This window comes from Pedobacter lusitanus (assembly GCF_040026395.1).
Lineage (GTDB): Bacteria > Bacteroidota > Bacteroidia > Sphingobacteriales > Sphingobacteriaceae > Pedobacter > Pedobacter lusitanus.
This window is the reverse complement of the sequence record NZ_CP157278.1, coordinates 825,547-839,383: the sequence shown is the minus strand read 5'-3', so window position 1 is coordinate 839,383 and position 13,837 is coordinate 825,547. Positions and strand designations below refer to the sequence as shown.

12 protein-coding genes are annotated in these 13,837 nt (G+C 38.4%); 9 read left to right on the top strand and 3 right to left on the bottom strand.

The annotated features are described in order from the left end of the window. Positions 1 to 44: 44 nt before the first annotated feature. On the bottom strand, positions 45 to 824 hold the full coding sequence (locus PL_RS03785; RefSeq protein WP_041887059.1) for an SAM hydrolase/SAM-dependent halogenase family protein: 780 nt from the start codon (positions 822 to 824) through the stop codon (positions 45 to 47). A gap of 101 nt (positions 825 to 925) precedes the next feature. On the opposite strand from PL_RS03785, the gene PL_RS03780 reads away from it, so the two are divergent. From PL_RS03780 to PL_RS03755, 6 genes are all read left to right on the top strand, one after another. Next, on the top strand, positions 926 to 1,900 hold the full coding sequence (locus PL_RS03780; protein ID WP_041887058.1) for a PhoH family protein: 975 nt from the start codon (positions 926 to 928) through the stop codon (positions 1,898 to 1,900). 35 nt (positions 1,901 to 1,935) lie between these two features. Then, complete coding sequence (locus tag PL_RS03775) at positions 1,936 to 2,889, top strand: phosphoribosylaminoimidazolesuccinocarboxamide synthase (RefSeq protein ID WP_041887056.1); 954 nt, start codon at positions 1,936 to 1,938, stop codon at positions 2,887 to 2,889. A 35-nt stretch (positions 2,890 to 2,924) separates the two neighbouring features. After that, positions 2,925 to 3,314 (top strand): STAS domain-containing protein, encoded by a 390-nt coding sequence (locus PL_RS03770; RefSeq protein WP_041887054.1) that lies wholly within the window; start codon positions 2,925 to 2,927, stop codon positions 3,312 to 3,314. Next, the gene (locus PL_RS03765) at positions 3,314 to 4,225 is read left to right on the top strand and encodes a ribonuclease Z (RefSeq protein WP_041887052.1); all 912 of its coding nucleotides are present in this window, start codon (positions 3,314 to 3,316) and stop codon (positions 4,223 to 4,225) included. Before PL_RS03770 ends, PL_RS03765 begins: the two co-directional genes overlap by 1 nt. 298 nt (positions 4,226 to 4,523) lie before the next feature. Then, positions 4,524 to 5,363 carry a carboxylating nicotinate-nucleotide diphosphorylase gene (nadC, locus tag PL_RS03760; RefSeq protein ID WP_041887285.1) on the top strand — a complete coding sequence of 280 codons (840 nt, stop codon included), beginning with the start codon at positions 4,524 to 4,526 and terminating at the stop codon, positions 5,361 to 5,363. 276 nt (positions 5,364 to 5,639) lie between these two features. Next, a complete protein-coding gene (locus PL_RS03755; RefSeq protein ID WP_052496657.1) occupies positions 5,640 to 6,125 on the top strand; it encodes a DUF4112 domain-containing protein in 486 nt (161 codons plus the stop codon). Between the two features lie 92 nt (positions 6,126 to 6,217). Here PL_RS03755 and PL_RS03750 read toward each other — a convergent pair whose 3' ends face one another. Both PL_RS03750 and PL_RS03745 read right to left on the bottom strand, forming a co-directional pair. Next, positions 6,218 to 7,171: an MlaD family protein gene (locus tag PL_RS03750; RefSeq protein ID WP_041887284.1), complete on the bottom strand. Its 954-nt coding sequence runs from the start codon at positions 7,169 to 7,171 to the stop codon at positions 6,218 to 6,220. A 17-nt stretch (positions 7,172 to 7,188) separates the two neighbouring features. Next, a complete protein-coding gene (locus tag PL_RS03745) occupies positions 7,189 to 8,031 on the bottom strand; it encodes an N-acetylmuramoyl-L-alanine amidase family protein (RefSeq protein WP_348621036.1) in 843 nt (280 codons plus the stop codon). 371 nt (positions 8,032 to 8,402) lie between these two features. On the opposite strand from PL_RS03745, the gene PL_RS03740 reads away from it, so the two are divergent. Genes PL_RS03740 through PL_RS03730 form a run of 3 tightly spaced genes read left to right on the top strand, consistent with a single transcriptional unit; the run spans position 8,403 to position 13,833 of the window. Next, on the top strand, positions 8,403 to 11,153 hold the full coding sequence (locus PL_RS03740) for a putative LPS assembly protein LptD (protein ID WP_041887283.1): 2,751 nt from the start codon (positions 8,403 to 8,405) through the stop codon (positions 11,151 to 11,153). Between the two features lie 9 nt (positions 11,154 to 11,162). Continuing rightward, a complete protein-coding gene (locus PL_RS03735) occupies positions 11,163 to 12,407 on the top strand; it encodes a competence/damage-inducible protein A (protein ID WP_041887282.1) in 1,245 nt (414 codons plus the stop codon). 58 nt (positions 12,408 to 12,465) lie between these two features. Then, positions 12,466 to 13,833, top strand: coding sequence for a dihydrolipoamide acetyltransferase family protein (locus PL_RS03730; RefSeq protein WP_041887281.1), 1,368 nt, complete (start codon positions 12,466 to 12,468; stop codon positions 13,831 to 13,833). Positions 13,834 to 13,837: the final 4 nt, after the last annotated feature.

The following is a 13,837-nucleotide window of genomic DNA, read 5'->3' as shown; positions in this document are numbered from 1 at the left end:
ATCCATGCCTTATCGTCATTCAGACGGGTTCAGAGAAAAGAAGGTCAGGGGTGAAACTGAATACGGACAATGTCTCCCAGGTGTAAACCCAGCAGCCCGCTTGCTTTACCTTTGTTAATTGCAATTTCCAGATGATTACTAATGCCAAAGAGACACAGTTTCTCTCCTTCAGAAACCTCATTGTAATGCCAGCTTAACTGGGTAATAGTTTCACTTTTCCGGAAGAACAGCGTGAAATCACGGTTTCTCTGAATTTTGGTAAATAATTCTTTAGTGATATTGGTGATCACGTTGCAGAAAGTATCTATATAAATTACACTCCCTCTTATCATGTCTTTTTCAATGACCGGGTTCAGCAACATCTTTTCTTCAACACTTTCTGTAGGTAAACCTATGTCTTTCAGCTTTCCACCTTTGGCTAAGTGAATTGCTGCTTTAACAAAAATATCAACCAGCGGAAAGTGAAGATATTTCAGATCCTGCATAATATTCAGCTCTACAATTTCGTCTGGTTTACCGTCAAACAGTAAAGAAAAAATTCCATTATCTGCACCAACAAAATAATGATCATGATATTTTAATCCGATATATTTTGTGTTTTCACTGAAGACAGAATCTATACCTATCAGATGTACAGTACCTTTAGGGAAATAATGATAAACATTCTTTAAAACAAAGGCAGCATACGAAATATTGAAGGAAGGAACTTCGTGGGTTATATCAACAATAGTAGCTGTAGGTAAGATTGTCAGTATACTGCCTTTCAGTGCAGCCTGATAAAAATCTTTGGATCCTAAATCTGTTGTTAAAGTGATAATGGCCATTAAAAATTGAATATTTATTCTTATTCTTGCGTATGCGGTAAAGCGCTACAAATATTCAACTTTTATATCAAAATATACACTCCTATCTAAAAAACAATATTTTGAACGAACTTAAGCTAACATTAGAAACAGTAGATCCGGTACAATTCTGGGGTGCAAACAACGAGCATTACGAGTTGATCAAACACGCATTTCCTAAACTGAAAGTTGTTGCCAGAGGCAACGAAGTGAAGGTGTTAGGTGATGAAGGTGAGCAGAAACTCTTTGAAAAAAAGTTCGGTAAACTTGTAGGACATCTTGAACAATATGGTTCATTAAGTCCGGGGGATATAGAATCGATTTTAACCTTTAAATATAATCCTGATTCCTATGGTGCTGATGCTGCACCGGAAAAAGTCAATGGTACAGGTGGAGGAGGTGAAGTTATCGTATTTGGTAATAACGGGATGATGATCAAAGCCAGAACTGCTAATCAGCGGAAGATGGTGGATAGTATTGTCAAAAACGATGTGCTTTTTGCGATTGGCCCAGCCGGTACGGGTAAGACGTACACGGCGGTAGCACTTGCTGTCAGGGCATTGAAAAATAAGGAGATTAAAAGAATTATCCTGACCAGACCTGCAGTAGAAGCGGGGGAAAGCTTAGGTTTTTTACCTGGTGATCTAAAGGAAAAGGTAGATCCTTATCTTCGTCCTTTATATGATGCACTTGATGATATGATCCCGGCAGAAAAGCTGAAATTATATCTGGAGAACCGGACTATTGAGATTGCACCGCTTGCTTTTATGCGCGGAAGAACGCTGGATAATTGTTTCGTAATTTTGGATGAAGCACAAAATTCAACAGATTTGCAGCTTAAGATGTTCTTAACCCGTATGGGCCCCTCAGCGAAGTTTATCGTAACCGGTGATGTTACACAGATTGATTTACCTAAAAAACAGATGTCTGGTTTGCATAATGCTTTGCGTATCCTGGATGATATCCCTGGTATTGATATTATTTATCTTACCGGAGAAGATGTAGTGAGACATAAGCTGGTGAAAAGGATATTGAAAGCATACGGAGATATACAGTAATTTTTAAACAATAATTGATGTGATCCATCAACAACATGAAAGCAATAAAAGAAACAAATTTTAATTTTCCTAAACAGAGTAGTTTTTACAAGGGTAAGGTGCGTGATGTATATACTATTGATCATCGTTTGATGGCTATGGTTGTAACTGACAGGATTTCTGCATTTGATGTGGTTTTACCTGAAGCAATTCCCTTCAAAGGTCAGGTATTGAATCAGATTGGAGCAAAATTTTTAAAGGCAACTGCCGATATCGTTCAGAACTGGGTGATTGCAGTGCCTGATGAGATGGTTACTATCGGTCGGATCTGTGAACCTTTTAAAGTCGAAATGGTAATCAGAGGATATCTTGCCGGTCATGCCTGGAGAGAATATAGTGCGGGTAAAAGAAGTGTATGCGGTGTGGCTCTTCCTGATGGTTTAAAGGAAAATGATAAATTACCTCATCCAATCATTACGCCTACGACAAAAGCGTCTGTAGGGCATGATGAGGATATTTCAAGAGAAGATATTCTGGCGAAAGGTATTGTTTCTATTGTTGATTATGATCAATTGGAAAAGTATACTTATGCCTTGTATAAAAGAGGAGCAGAAATGGCTGCTGAGCGCGGACTGATCCTGGTTGATACTAAATATGAGTTTGGTAAGTCTGGTGATGAAATCTATCTGATTGATGAAATTCATACACCTGATTCTTCACGTTATTTTTATGCTGAAGGTTATGAGGCCCGTCAGGCAGAAAATACTCCTCAGAAACAGCTTTCAAAAGAATTTGTACGTAAATGGTTAATCGAAAATGGATTTCAGGGTAAAGATGGACAGGTTGTTCCAAAAATGACGCCTGAAATTATTGCTTCTATCTCTGAACGCTATATTGAACTGTATGAGCAGATCACTGGTGATCAGTTTGTAAAGAATGAGCAGGATGATATTCTGAACAGAATAGAGAAAAATGTTTTAGGGAGTCTGGATACACTTTTATCAAATTAAATACTTAATTTGTTATATTAAAAAAGGGGGATGTTATGAAATTTTCAGTAGATAAACACGAAAAGTATGTCGCAATCAAGCTTGATGAGATTAAGCTGACTGCTGATAATGCGCCCAGATTGAAATCTGAATTCATTTTATTGAACGCTGAGGGATATTGTAATATCGTTTTGGACTTGTCGATGGTAAATGACTGTGATGATTCTCAGGATCTGAGCTGTCTTTTAGTCGGTGACAGACTCTGCAAAAAGGCGAATGGATTGTTCCTGGTTACGGGAGTGACAAAATGTATCGCCAAATTGCTTGAGATGTCTTCTATAGACCAGTCACTGAACATCGTTGGCAACCTTGATGAGGCTGAAGATTTAATCTTCATGGAAGAAATAGAGAAGGAATTACTAGGGAGCTTTGATCAGGAAAATTAATGAAGTTTGAGGTTACCATTTTAGGCAGTAGTTCTGCTACCCCAGTATTTAATAGAAATCCAACAGCACAGCTTTTAAATTGTAAAGATAAGTTTTACCTGATTGATTGCGGAGAGGGTACTCAGCAGCAGTTAATCAGATTTGGTCTCAAGGCCAGTAAAATTGATGTAGCTTTTATTAGTCATCTTCATGGTGACCATTATTTTGGCCTGGTGGGTTTACTCTCCACGATGAATCTTAATGGCCGTATCAAACCTTTCCAGATTTTTGCTCCGGCAGCACTGATGGAAATTCTGGAGATTCAATTCAGGTATTCTGAAACTAATCTCCGGTTTGAAATCGATTTTTGTCCAATTACAGCTGATGAACCCAGAATTATTTTCCAGAATCAGGATATGACAGTGGAAACGATTATTCTGAATCACAGAATCCCATGTACTGGATTTAAGTTTACAGAGAAGAAACGATTGCGAAAGGTCCTGGTAGAGAAACTGGAAAAAGATAATGTAGCACCGGAGTATTATCAGTTGCTTAAAAAAGGAATGGATCTGACACTTCCGGACGGACGTGTTCTAATGAATGAAGAGTATACTATAGATTCTGATGAGCCTAAAAGTTATTGCTATTGCTCGGATACAATGGCTGATGGCAGTTATCTGGATAGTATACGGAATTGTACCATGTTATATCATGAAGCTACTTTTATGGACGATATGATTGAACGGGCAAATGTAACACACCATACGACGGCTTTACAGGCGGGTAGGGTGGCAAAAGATGTTGGGGCTGGTAAGTTGCTTATTGGTCACTTTTCTTCACGATATAAAACGTTATTGCCGTTGCTGGAGGAGGCTCAGGGGGTGTTTGCAAATACGGAGCTGGCCCTCGAAGGAATTACATTCACCGTTTAGCGGGTTCTAAGGGAAATAATAAATAAAGAAGGGTTTACAGACGACGTTCATGAATTATGAACAATGTCTGTAAACCCTTCTTTATTTATTATTTATCTGTAAAAATTAGTAAAGGTTCATTCATCTGGGCATGATGCAGATAGCGATTTTGTTATTGATATGGTTTTTTCCTCACTGAGTATTGTATGTAGTCTTTTGTGTGGTAACTCAAAACTATCAATACTTACAATGCTCTTTTTACTTTTTAACTGGGAACTTGGGTTATTTACTTAATTTTGCACCTGAAAATATATAGCGTATGACAACACAGGAATTCATTACTGCAGCATTTCTCGAAGACGTGGGGAGCGGCGATTACTCTACACTGGCATCCTTGCCAGCAGATGCTAAAGGTAAAGCAATACTCAAAATAAAAGAAAAAGGCATATTGGCAGGTATGCAGGTGGCGCAGGATATTTTCCATCATCTGGAAGAAGATGCAAAATTCACCATCTATAAAAAAGATGGCGATGCTGTAAATAATGGCGAAACCGCGTTTACAGTTGAAGCCAGTGTACATACCATATTAAAAGCAGAAAGACTGGTGCTTAACTGCATGCAACGCATGAGCGGCATCGCAACGCTTACCAATAAGTACGCTGATAAAATAAAAGACTACAAAACCAAAATACTCGATACCCGCAAAACCACGCCGCTGTTCCGCGAATACGAAAAGCAGGCCGTGCGCATTGGCGGCGGTTACAATCTTCGCATGGGCTTGTACGATATGATTATGCTGAAGGACAACCACATCGATTTTTGTGGTGGCATAGAGAAGGCCATACAGAAAACCAACAAGTACCTTGAGGCCAACAAGCTCAACCTGAAAATAGAGATCGAGACCCGTAACCTCGATGATGTACGCCGTGTGCTTGCTGTGGGCAATGTACACCGCATAATGCTCGATAACTGCTCGCCGGAGCTATTGGAAGAAGCAATTGAGCTAATTGACGGTAAGTACGAGACCGAGGCGTCTGGTGGTATCAATCTCGATAACATTATCTCCTATGCCCGTACTGGTGTTGATTATGTCTCAATAGGCGCTATCACAAATCGTGCTGTGAGCATGGACCTTAGTTTAAAAGCACATCAAGTATAACGCAAATATTATCGCGGTTGTTATTATCTCCCTGTCAGTAATCCTAATATGGATGTCTTCTTTATGACCGCATGCCTTTGGCATGTCATCAACAATACAGAAAATTGATATAATTTTGGCCTCACTGAGCATTGTATGGCAGTTTTTTTGTGATAATTCAAAACTCTCAATATTTACAATGCTCTTTTTTATTCTTTAACTGACAACTTGGGTTAGTTAATTGGGTTAAATGTTTGTTAAGCTGAAACAATTAAGGTGTAATTCCGTTAAGCTAAAATGTCAGAAAACTCTCCCTACAAAAATGATATTCCAGATACCCCACTCTTAAGATGGGTTTCCAGACTCTCTTTTCTCATGGACGAACAATTCAGTATTCCCGGGACAAAGTTTAGATTTGGTTTAGATCCTCTTATCAACCTGATTCCGTTTGGAGGAGATATAGCTGGTTTTGCAGTCTCAGGAGGATTGGTATTAGCAATGGCCAGCAAAGGGCTGACCAGTAAAATTGTTGTATTAATGTGCATCAATATTTTATTGGACAGTACAATTGGAGCAATCCCCGGAATTGGACAAGTCTGGGATTTTTTCTTTAAATCCAATACAAGGAACATGCGCCTGATGCAGGAATACTACCGGGAAGGCAAACATCAGGGAAGCGGAAAAAATACTATCGTACTTGCCCTGGTAATTCTTTCTCTGATCTTTATCCTGCTGATTGCAATCCTATGGGCATTGGCAGCATGGTTAATCAGCTGGTTTTAATACAAGCTAAATGCTAAATGAAATGAGCATAAAACAGAAAAGGTAATACAATTATTGTATTACCTTTTCTGTTTTATGCTATGTTTTTATTGTTACTTATCTTGTTTAGAACCACCTCCAAATACGGAGAAGTGTACGTAACGTTTAGGGTTAGCCTTCAGGTCAATTAAAAGATTATCCAGATTCTTAGAAGCATTATTCAGATTATCATACATTTTGGTATCATTAATTAGTAAACCTAAACTTCCTTTGCCTTCATTTACTTTACTTACTATTCCCTGCAGATCTGAAACGGCTTTGTTTGCGTTGTCTATCGTTTGTTTAAAGTTGGCAGCTGCCACCTGATCTGTGATCTTGTTGATATTACTCAGGATCGCATTGATCTTCTCATTGTTGTTTTTCAGATTACCTGAGATTGACTCTGCATTTGCAAGAATTGCCGCAATTCTTTTACTCTCTGAACCAACTAATCCATCAACCTTTTTTGAAGTACCTTCCAGTGAAGTCAGCGTAGCAGCAATACTGTTGAAACTCTTATTCACATTTTTCTGGAAGTCAGGATTAAGGATCGAATTCACACTGGTAAGAATAGAATCCATCTTACCGATAATCAATTCAGCTTTCTTCTGAACAGGCTGAACTGTCTCCATCAGACCTTTTTCTACATTTGAATTTAACGTATCACCATCCTGCGCATAATCTTTACCTGTACCCAAAGACATTACAATAGCTTTGCTACCCAACAGATCCGTGCTTTCCAGTCTCGCTATACTTGTTTTTGGAATATCATATTTACCCTTTATTTTTAAAGTAGCCAGAATTGTACCATTAGGCTGTAAAACAAGTTTATCTACACGGCCAATCTGAAAACCATTAATCAACACGGGCTTGGATATTGCAAGACCATCCACACGTGTGTATCTTGCATATAATAATGTCTCGCTTGAAAATAGAGAATTACCCTTCAGAAAGTTATATCCAATAATTAATGCGGCAATAGAAAAGGCTGCTAATATGCCTACTTTGGTTTCGTTTGTTATTTTCACTTATTAGTATTTTTAACTTAATTTATTTCTGTTTCTTTTTTGTAGGTCTTCACAGCCTTGAAGATTGCATTCACAATTTCAGATTGTCCGCGTGCAGAATTTATATAATCTTCTTCGGCAGGATTGGAAATAAATCCAATCTCTGTTAATACAGCAGGCTGGCCGCATCGTTGTAAGATTAAAATTCCCTGTTCTTTAACACCCCTGTCAAATCTCTTGTTATCACGGGTATAATTGTTTTGTATTAACCGGGCCAGCTTTAAGCTTTTGTCCCTGTATATATTTTTAAACAAAGATAGTATAATAAATGTTTCGGGATCCTTAGGATCGTATCCATCATAATTTTTTTTATAATCCTTTTCCAGACTTATATCTGCATTTTCCCTTAATGCACCATCCTGCTCATTCAAACGGTGACTACCGGCAACAAAAGTTTCTGCTCCACTGGTAGTTTTATTCTTAACATAACCATAGGTAGGGGTTCTCTTCCCGCGACGGGTAGTATATCCTGTAACAACTTTTCTGTCTGGCATTGAGTTACAATGGATAGAAATAAACAAATCTGCCTTCGCCGCTGTAGCAATTTCAGGTCTGCGATATAGTGATACGTCTATATCGGATTTTCTGGTATAGACTATTTTTACTTCCGGCATTTCTTCTTCAAATTTCCGCCCTAATTTTAAAGCAACCTGCAGCGTTACATTTTTCTCTAAAGAATAACTCCCTGCTGCCCCTGGTTTGTCACCACCATGGCCGGCATCAATAACTATGGTTTTTACTTTATATCCCTGAGATAAGGCAGCCTCTGAACTGAATAATAAAAAAATAGCGCATAAGAATACATTTCTCTTCAATCTCATTTAAATCTTTTTAATGACCGGTACCTGCCTGATTTTAGAAATTTATTCAGGTACTATTATCCGTTAATTATAGCTTATTTGCGCACAAAGATAGTATAATATAATTTTTAGTACAGAATTGGTGCCAGGTCTTTGAAAATGTTTGAACCGAAGCTTTATCCTCTGACGTTACACCTGATTTATATAGGCTGATTTATCCCGCTGATTTTAAATATTTATATTGTTCAATCGGCTGTTAATCATTGGATTGTGGTGTTGTTAGGAAATATTTTTGAGCAAAATAGCATTTGCCCCCGGCAATGCTATATTTTTCGCTAATTTTGGACGTTTTGGGTTAAAACACTTTGCATTTACTACATTCACACAAGAATTTGAAATTTTTACGAACTATCCTCTTACTGAATTCTATCGTTTTACTGGTATCAGCCGGTCACTCTGCTTTTGCCTTTGAAAATTTTTCTGCACGTCAGATACTACAACAGGATACAACAAAAAAAGATCTTTCTAAAATTAAAGCAAATGCAGGAGCTAAAGGACAGTTACTGCCACAACAGGATACAACTAAAAGAGATACAACCAAAACTAAAGTTAAAATAGGTGGTAAAAATAACCTGGTCAAAGAAGGTGATGAAAAAATAGAATATTCTGCAGTCGATTCTACAAAGTATAGTAAGGATAAAAGTATTATCTATCTGTACGGAAAAGCCAGGGTCATTTATCAGTCTTTTGAACTGGATGCTGATTATATTACTTATAATTCCAAAACGAATACTGTTTTTGCCAGCGGAAGAAAAGATCATAAAGGAAAATATATTGGCAAACCCATTTTTAAAATGGAGAAGCAGGGGTCATCAGTTGCAGATTCACTATTCTACAATACCAAATCAGGGAAAGGAACAGTCTTTAATACCTTCACAGAACAGGAGGGAGGATTCTTTTCCGGTGGACAGAGTAAAAGACAGCCGGATAATGAAATCCACGTAAAAGGAATGACTTATAGTACCTGTAATCTTCCGCATCCCCATTTCGGAATTTTTATTACCAAAGGTATTGTTACCGATAAACAAATTATTACCGGACCTGTTTACCTGAAAATTGAAGATATACCTCTGCCTTTAGGTTTACCATTTGCATTCTTTCCAAAACCCAATAAACGAAACTCAGGTGTAATTATACCAAGTGTCGGAGATGATTATACCAGGGGATTCTTTTTCAGAGACGGGGGATATTATTTCAATCTGAATGATTACTGGGACGCAAAATTACTGGGAACCATTTATACCCGAGGTTCATATGGTTTGTCCGTAACTTCAAACTATGTCAAACGTTATAAGTATAATGGTAGTCTGAAGTTTGATTATGCCAATAACCGCTATGGCCTGGAGGGTACGCCTGAATATGCACCTAAAAAGGATTATAGTATACAATGGGTTCACTCGCAAAATGCAAACGCACACCCGGGAACAAACTTTGGAGCCAGCGTAAATATCAAAACCAGTGGATATAATACACGTACTGCGGGTAGTAATACTTATAATTTTAATCAGATAACTGAAAACGCACTTTCATCCAGTGTGAGTTACGGAAGAACACTGGCTGACGGGAAAGTTACCTTTTCAGCTGCAGCAAGACATAACCAGAATACCCGGTCCAAAACTGTAGATATCACTTTGCCGGATATTGCTTTAGGTGTACAAACATTTAGTCCGTTTGATTCAAAAAACAGATTGGGTGAGCAAAAATGGTATCAGAAAATTACTGTTGGTTATTCAATGGTAGCCTCAAACTCTATTTCCACTTCTGATAGTCTCCTTTTTACCAAAAAAGCAATTGACAGATTGAAAAACGGATTTAGTCATACTATTCCTGTGAGTATCAACTTTACAGCATTAAAATATTTCAACTTTTCTGCGGGAGGAACTTACCTGGAGAAGTGGCAATTTCAGTCTGTCAGACAAACTGCAATCAGAGGAATATTACAGAATGGTATTGTCCAGCCATATAAAACAGTTATCGATACTGTTCAGGGATTCAACCGTTCCGGTGAATACAGTATCAACATGGGGGTGTCAACCAAGATTTACAATACACTGCAGTTTAAGAAACTGGGAAATTTAAAAGCTTTACGTTTAGTAATGACTCCTAATGCGAACTTTAGTTACCGCCCGGATTTCTCTGATCCGTCAAAAGGAAACTTTAAGATTTTAAGATATCAGGATGGTACACCTGTATATGATGATGTTTATAAAAGAGATAAACGTTATTCTATCCATGATGGAACATTATTTGGTGGCCCGGGGGAAGGAAGAAATGCGAGTATCAGCTTTGGTCTGGATAATACACTGGAAGCAAAAGTGTTCTCAAAAAAAGATACAACCGGTACAGGAATGAAGAAGATTCCTATTATTCAGGGTTTAGGCTTTAATGGTTCCTACAACTTTCTTGCACCCTCGTTTAAGTTATCTGATCTGAGTTTCAGTGGTCGTTCCCAATTCACAGATAAATTTGGTATTACTTATGATGGTTCATTTACGCCTTATGCAACAAGAGATACTTTTAATGTTGCCGGACAGTTCGTTGACAGGCTTTTAGTTGACAGATATGTACTCCCAAGATTAACCAGATTTAGTCTTTCGTTCGGTTATAGCTTAAATGCTGATGCCTTTAAAAAGCGTAACGAAAATCTTGATAAAACAACTAAAAAAGCTGTTACTAATGGGATGACACCAGAGCAGGCGGCACAATTAGCTGAGGTTAGCAGTGATCCCAATGCATTTGTTGATTTTAAAATTCCATGGAATTTTACCTTTTCTTATCGTTTTGATTATAGTAAGCAAAGAAATGGATTATTGCCAACTACAACTAATACATTGAACTTTAACGGCGATTTTAACGTTACTCCTAAATGGAAAGTACAATTTACTTCGGGTTATGACTTTAAAAGCAATGGTTTATCACCAACTTCATTCGCTATATACAGAGATTTGCACTGCTGGGATATGAGTATCAACTGGATTCCAATCGGGCCATACCGGAGTTATAACTTAACAATTAAGGTGAAGGCATCTATATTGCAGGATTTGAAATTGAGCAAGCAACAAGCTTATTACACACGTTTTTAACGAATTTTTATGTTAGCTGAGATTATTACAATAGGCGATGAAATACTAATCGGCCAGATTGTGGATACTAATTCTGCATGGATGGCTAAAGAACTAAACGCTGCGGGTATTAAAGTTAAGCAGATAACCTCTGTTTCTGATGATGCTGATCATATTACTGAAGCACTGAGCCAGGCAGAGAAAAGAGCTGAGATTATCCTGATAACCGGCGGATTAGGACCTACCAAAGACGATATTACTAAGTATACACTAGCTAAGTACTTTAATATGGGAATGCGCCGGGATGCCGCGGTACTGGCTCATGTTGAGGAAATTTTCAAAAGGTTTAACCGTCCGATGATTGAATCTAACAGGAAACAGGCGGATGTACCGGATGGCTGTACGGTGATTCAGAATGCTAATGGTACTGCACCATGTATGTGGTTTGACCATAACGGGACAATTATTGTTTCAATGCCGGGAGTTCCTTTTGAAATGATGTACCTGATGGAAGATGAAATCATTCCAAGACTCAAAAAGAAATTTGAACTACCTTTTATTTACCATAAAACCATACTTACCGCAAATATTGGTGAATCCTTTTTAGCACAGGAAATTGAAGAGATTGAAGATAGTTTGCCTTCTTCGATCAAACTGGCTTATTTACCCAAATTAGGACAGGTAAGATTGAGATTAAGTACTTCCGGCACTGATGAAGCTCAGCTAAAAGCTGATGTGGAGGTTTATGCACAGCAGATTATTAAAAAGGTAAAGCCTTATATCGTTGCAGAAGAAGATATCGCAATCGAGAAAGCAATTCTGGATATAATGAAAGAGAAAGGATTTACCCTTTCTACTTCCGAAAGCTGTACCGGTGGTTATATAGCTCACCTGATTACCCAGCATCCGGGTTGTTCGGCAGTTTTTGCCGGTGGTGCGGTGGCCTATTCTTACGAATTGAAAGAATTAGTAGGAGTGACGGATGAAACTCTGGCAAAATATGGAGCAGTTAGTGAACAAACTGTAAAAGAAATGGCTTTGGGTGCAATTACAAATTTTAAAACTGACTATAGTGTAGCTGTCAGCGGGATTGCAGGTCCGGATGGTGGAACACCTGATAAGCCTGTCGGAACTGTCTGGATAGCAGTGGCAAACAAACATAAAGTTGTTGCCAAACTCTTCACTTTCGGGAACAAAAGAGCCCAGAATATAGAGCGTTCGGCCATTGCTGCATTGACAATGATTTTGAATCTGCTGAAAGAAGATAGCAATTAAGTGTAAAAAAGCCTTACTTTTGTATTCGATAGGAAATACCAAATTTACTGTAAACTAAATGGCACAATACGAATTATTATTACCTAAAATGGGAGAAAGTGTTGCAGAAGCAACCGTCATCAAATGGTTAAAACAACCTGGTGATATGATCAGTTTGGATGATACCCTGTTAGAAATCGCAACGGATAAAGTTGATTCAGAAGTTCCATCGCCGGTGGCCGGAAAACTGATTAAACAATTATATAAGGAAGATGATGTAGTTCAGGTTGGTGCTGTAATTGCACTGATCGAAACTGATGCTGCCGAAAGTAAATCTGCAGCAACTGAAGAAAAACCAGCAGTTGCGGCACAAGCTCCAATTGCTGAGGTAGCTGCAGTTATTCCCGGTACAGAACAATTAAATGATGCTCCTGTACCTACTGAAGTTACAGCGGGATCTGATCGTTTCTATTCTCCGTTAGTAAAGAGTATAGCTGCTCAGGAGCAAATAAGTGTAACAGAACTGGATCAGATTACAGGCAGCGGCGCAGATGGTCGCCTGACTAAGGATGATCTGTTAAATTATATTCAGAATGGTCGTAAGAGTACAGGTGCAGTATTGGCTAACCGTGTTCAAAATCAACCTGCAGCAGAAGCACCTGCAAATAATACTCCGGTAGCGGCACCAGTTGCAGCTGCAAAATCTGGCAGTGCACAACCTGTAGTTAGTGTAAGCGGAGCTGATGAAATCATTGAAATGGACCGTATGGGTAAGATCATTGCTGATCACATGGTGATGAGTAAGCAGACTTCTGCTCACGTAACTTCATTTGTTGAAGCTGATGTGACCAATATGGTGTTATGGAGAGAGAGAGTAAAGAAAAACTTTGAGAAAAGAGAGAACGAAAAGATCACCTTTACACCAATCTTTATTGAAGCAGTATCAAAAGCCATTAAAGATTTCCCTATGATCAATGTTTCTGTGAACGGAACCAAAATCATTAAGAAGAAAGATATCAATATCGGTATGGCTGCTGCATTACCAAGCGGTAACCTGATTGTTCCGGTAATTAAAAATGCTGACCAGCTGAATCTGGTAGGGTTGACTAAATCAGTGAATGATCTGGCTAATCGTGCCCGTGGTTCTAAATTGAAACCAGACGAAACACAAGGTGGTACATTCACCCTGACCAATGTTGGATCATTCGGAAATGTAATGGGAACACCAATTATTAATCAGCCTCAGGTAGCCATTCTTGCTGTAGGAACAATCAAGAAAAAACCAGCAGTTCTGGAAACAGAATATGGCGATGTAATAGCTATCCGTCATATGATGTTCCTGTCGTTGTCTTATGACCACAGGGTTGTTAATGGGGCATTAGGTGGTACTTTTGTACGCCGTGTTGCAGATTACCTGGAAAACTGGGATATTAACAGAGAAATCTAATTAT

Excerpts from the sequence above, each read along its gene's own strand:
- PL_RS03730 (WP_041887281.1), top strand. The coding sequence starts at position 12,466 with ATGGCACAATACGAATTATTATTACCTAAAATGGGAGAAAGTGTTGCA.
- PL_RS03775 (WP_041887056.1), top strand. The coding sequence starts at position 1,936 with ATGAAAGCAATAAAAGAAACAAATTTTAATTTTCCTAAACAGAGTAGT.
- PL_RS03745 (WP_348621036.1), bottom strand. The coding sequence starts at position 8,031 with ATGAGATTGAAGAGAAATGTATTCTTATGCGCTATTTTTTTATTATTC.
- nadC (WP_041887285.1), top strand. The coding sequence starts at position 4,524 with ATGACAACACAGGAATTCATTACTGCAGCATTTCTCGAAGACGTGGGG.
- PL_RS03765 (WP_041887052.1), top strand. The coding sequence starts at position 3,314 with ATGAAGTTTGAGGTTACCATTTTAGGCAGTAGTTCTGCTACCCCAGTA.
- PL_RS03755 (WP_052496657.1), top strand. The coding sequence starts at position 5,640 with ATGTCAGAAAACTCTCCCTACAAAAATGATATTCCAGATACCCCACTC.
- PL_RS03735 (WP_041887282.1), top strand. The coding sequence starts at position 11,163 with ATGTTAGCTGAGATTATTACAATAGGCGATGAAATACTAATCGGCCAG.
- PL_RS03770 (WP_041887054.1), top strand. The coding sequence starts at position 2,925 with ATGAAATTTTCAGTAGATAAACACGAAAAGTATGTCGCAATCAAGCTT.
- PL_RS03785 (WP_041887059.1), bottom strand. The coding sequence starts at position 824 with ATGGCCATTATCACTTTAACAACAGATTTAGGATCCAAAGATTTTTAT.